This is a genomic window from Clostridium sp. KLE 1755 (genome assembly GCF_000466465.2).
In the GTDB taxonomy this organism is placed as follows: Bacteria; Bacillota; Clostridia; order Lachnospirales; family Lachnospiraceae; genus Eisenbergiella; species Eisenbergiella porci.
Genome location: NZ_KE992725.1, coordinates 1 through 3,169, shown reverse-complemented (window position 1 = coordinate 3,169; position 3,169 = coordinate 1). Strand labels below are relative to the sequence as shown.

Annotated in this window: 4 protein-coding genes; 1 reads left to right on the top strand and 3 read right to left on the bottom strand. The window is 49.4% G+C overall.

Annotated elements, in window-relative coordinates; genetic code table 11:
- The coding region (locus tag HMPREF1548_RS16215; protein WP_021637425.1) for a sensor histidine kinase at positions 1–655 on the top strand (655 nt) is incomplete at its 5' end.
- A gap of 69 nt (positions 656–724) precedes the next feature.
- Here the strand turns inward: HMPREF1548_RS16215 and HMPREF1548_RS16210 are convergent.
- The 3 genes from HMPREF1548_RS16210 to HMPREF1548_RS30035 all read right to left on the bottom strand — a co-directional run.
- On the bottom strand, positions 725–2,095 hold the full coding sequence (locus HMPREF1548_RS16210; RefSeq protein WP_021637424.1) for a M18 family aminopeptidase: 1,371 nt from the start codon (positions 2,093–2,095) through the stop codon (positions 725–727).
- Between the two features lie 163 nt (positions 2,096–2,258).
- Complete coding sequence (locus tag HMPREF1548_RS16205; RefSeq protein WP_021637423.1) at positions 2,259–2,633, bottom strand: hypothetical protein; 375 nt, start codon at positions 2,631–2,633, stop codon at positions 2,259–2,261.
- Positions 2,634–2,892: 259 nt separating this feature from the next.
- Positions 2,893–3,169, bottom strand: a 277-nt coding sequence (locus tag HMPREF1548_RS30035; protein ID WP_021637422.1) for a hypothetical protein, incomplete at its 5' end; no start/stop codon positions are given.

The window sequence follows — 3,169 nt, the reverse complement described above, 5'->3', positions numbered from 1 at the left end:
CGCCGCCTCTGCCTGCCAGAAAGCTTCGCCTGCCGAACAGGAATCCTTTTTCCATACTATAGAAAACGAGGGCGCGGCCATGTCGCGCCTCATTTCCGATCTGCTCATGCTGGCCGGCGCCGACAGCCATTCCTTCCCCCTGCGCCCTGGGGAATGCGAGCCTGACACACTGCTCCTGAATACCTTTGAAGCCTTTGAGCCACTGGCCCATGAAAAAGGCTTCCGCCTGTCCGTCCGGCTTCCGGAGGAAAAAACAGCACCCATCCAGTGCGATTCGGAACGCATCCGGCAGGTGCTCTCTATTTTTCTTCATAATGCTTTCAGCTTCTGTCCCAAAGGGAGCAATATTACGCTTTCCATGAAGCAGCAGGAAAAGCTTACCTCCTTTTGTGTCATGGACAACGGCCCCGGAATCCCAGACGAAGAAAAACCTCATCTGTTCGACCGTTTTTACCGTTCCGACACCTCCCGCCAAAGCGCGGGACATTTCGGACTGGGGCTTTCCATCGCCAAAGAAATCATGGATGCCCACCACGGCGGCATTTTCGTTTCCGACACGCCGGGCGGCGGCACCACCTTTACAATTACAGTCAAATCCCCCGCCGCAGGTAACGGGGCCTCAAACCTGAAACGCCATGGACGGCGGGGGAGCTGACTCCCGGGGCAATCGCCAGGTAATCGCACAGGCGCGTTGGTCTGGCTCATCGCCCGCGAAAATAAAGTTTTACAGGAAAAGACCTTGGCACAGCCTTACCAGATACTCCGTATCCTTCACGCCCGCTGTTTCCAGCGCGGAATGCATGGCGAGCTGGGCAAGTCCGATATCCGCCGCCGGAATGGACACGTGCGCGGAGGAGATGTTGCCCAGCGTCGAGCCTCCCGCCACATCGGCCCTGTTTGCAAAATTCTGGCAGGGCACGCCCTGTTCCTTACAGATATTTCTCACCACCGCCGCAGAATAGGCATCTGTGGTATATTTCTGGCTGCCCTGGAACTTCAGGACAATACCGCCGTTTAAGTAGGGGCGGTTGGTAGGATCCGATTTTTCCGGATGGTTGGGATGTACGCCGTGGGCATTGTCCGCGGAAAGCAGGAAGCTGCCGGCAAGAAGATCCCTTCTGGCGGAACCGCTCAGTTCCAATGCGTCACAGATACACTGGATAACATCTGAAAGGAAGGTGGAATCCGCCCCCTGCTTGGTTCCGCTCCCGATTTCTTCATTGTCAAAAAGGGCATAGACAGCTCCGTATTCCCCCTGCGCCTCTTTTTTTGCTTCCTTTTCCGACTTTTTCCCGTCATCTGCTGCAAGAAATCCTGCGAGCGTTCCATAGGCACACTGCAGATCATCCAGTCTGGGAGACACAATAAATTCACCGTCCACTCCCATTCTTCTTCCTTTTTCCCTTGTATACAGATACAGATCAGATGCCAGGATGTCTTCCTCTGAAACGCCCAGCGATTCTGCGCAAAGCGCCTTAAGGCTCTTCTTTTTCAGCTTTTCCTTATTCTCTTCTTCGTTTTCAGAAGACGCCTCCGGATTTACGCCGCCGTACAGGGGAAGCAGATCCACCTGGGGATTATAGGCGAAGCCCTTGTTGATTTCCCGGTTGAAATGGATTGCCACATTGGGAATGATACAGAGATCTCTGTCAATATTCACAAGCTTCGTAACCGGCCTGCCGTTTTCCATAAGAATCGCCCTGCCTGCCACAGATAGAGGACGGTCCAGCCAGGTGGACATGATCATGCCGCCGTAGCCTTCCGTATTCAGCTTTACATAATGGCCTTCCACATCCATTTCCGGCGTTTCCTTCACCTTAAAGCAGGGCGAATCGCTGTGGGACGCTGCGATACGCAGGCCTTTCATTTCACCTTCGGGAATACGGAAGGCGATCAGCGCGGAATCATTCCGCGTGGCATAATATCTTCCTCCCGCCCTGATATCGGCCGCCGTTTCACAGACAATTTTCTTATAACCGGCTTTCTCCAGCATCCTGGCCGCATTTTGTACCGCATGGAAGGCGGTGGGGCTGTTGTCGATAAAACGGAACAGGCCTTCCGTAATTTCTTCTGTAGTGAAGCTTGAGTTTTCCATTTTTTAATCCTCGCTTTCTTACATTTAAAGCATACAAATATTTTTCGTATCTGTCCGGCCGGGCAGCGCATTTACTATTTTCCGTAATAATCCAGACTTTACCGAACGGTTACATTTTACCAAATCTATGGCTCAATGGCCAGAGCCAAATCCTCCTGAACCCTCACTCCCTGTATTTTTCCGCCTGCAGCCGGAACATATATGCATATCTGCCGCCCGCAGCAGTCAGTTCCTCGTGCGTTCCGCATTCAATCAGCTTTCCGCTGTCAAACATATAAATACGATCTGCATGTCTCGTTGTTGAAAGGCGATGGGAACGAAATGGTCTGCCCTCATTTATTCCATTCAGTGCAAAGCGCAGCATAAATGTATCCGAAACGAATTCAACGCATGCTTCCACAGCCGTAATCACCACAGAGGAACTTAAAAACCATGGTGATGCCTTATGAATCAGCTTCAGAAAAAACAAATTGTTATCAATGATCTTTCTCAGGGAAAACTTCCCTGTTTCCATTTTGTGTACTTTATTCTTCTGCATACTATCCCATTCCCCAAAAGGATTTTATCATAGTTCCTGAGCGGATTGTATTTATATTTTTATAGTTGATAACTGTTTCTATTATCTTTTTTAATAGCTAAAAGAAATAGCATCCCTACCCGCGCAGCATATAACGCAGAGTCTGGATGCTATTCTTTACAGTTTTTCAGGGGAAAAAACAGGACCTATATCTGGCTGCACATTTATAATATGAATTATTCAGCTACAAACATACGGTCCCATCAAACACTATGAAGGCTTATTTTACGGAATCAGAGCCATTTTTTCTTTCCAGTTCTTCTATTCGTTTTAAAGCCTTCTCAAGTGCGGCAGCCTGAGCCGTAATCATCTCCAGCAGTTTGTTATTTTCTTCATCATGTTTTTTCTGTTCTTCCTCGTGTCTTTTCTGTTCCTCTTCGTATCTCTTTATCTCTTCCTCATGTTTCTTCTTCTCTTCCTCGTGCCTCTTCTTCTCTTCTTCCAAGGCAGCGGACTGTGCATCTATTGTTGCCTGCATCTCGTCAATCATATACTGC

What these genes read in the sequence shown, in the direction of transcription:
- HMPREF1548_RS16210 (WP_021637424.1), bottom strand. Translation starts at nt 2,095, where the DNA reads ATGGAAAACTCAAGCTTCACTACAGAAGAAATTACGGAAGGCCTGTTC.
- HMPREF1548_RS16205 (WP_021637423.1), bottom strand. Translation starts at nt 2,633, where the DNA reads ATGCAGAAGAATAAAGTACACAAAATGGAAACAGGGAAGTTTTCCCTG.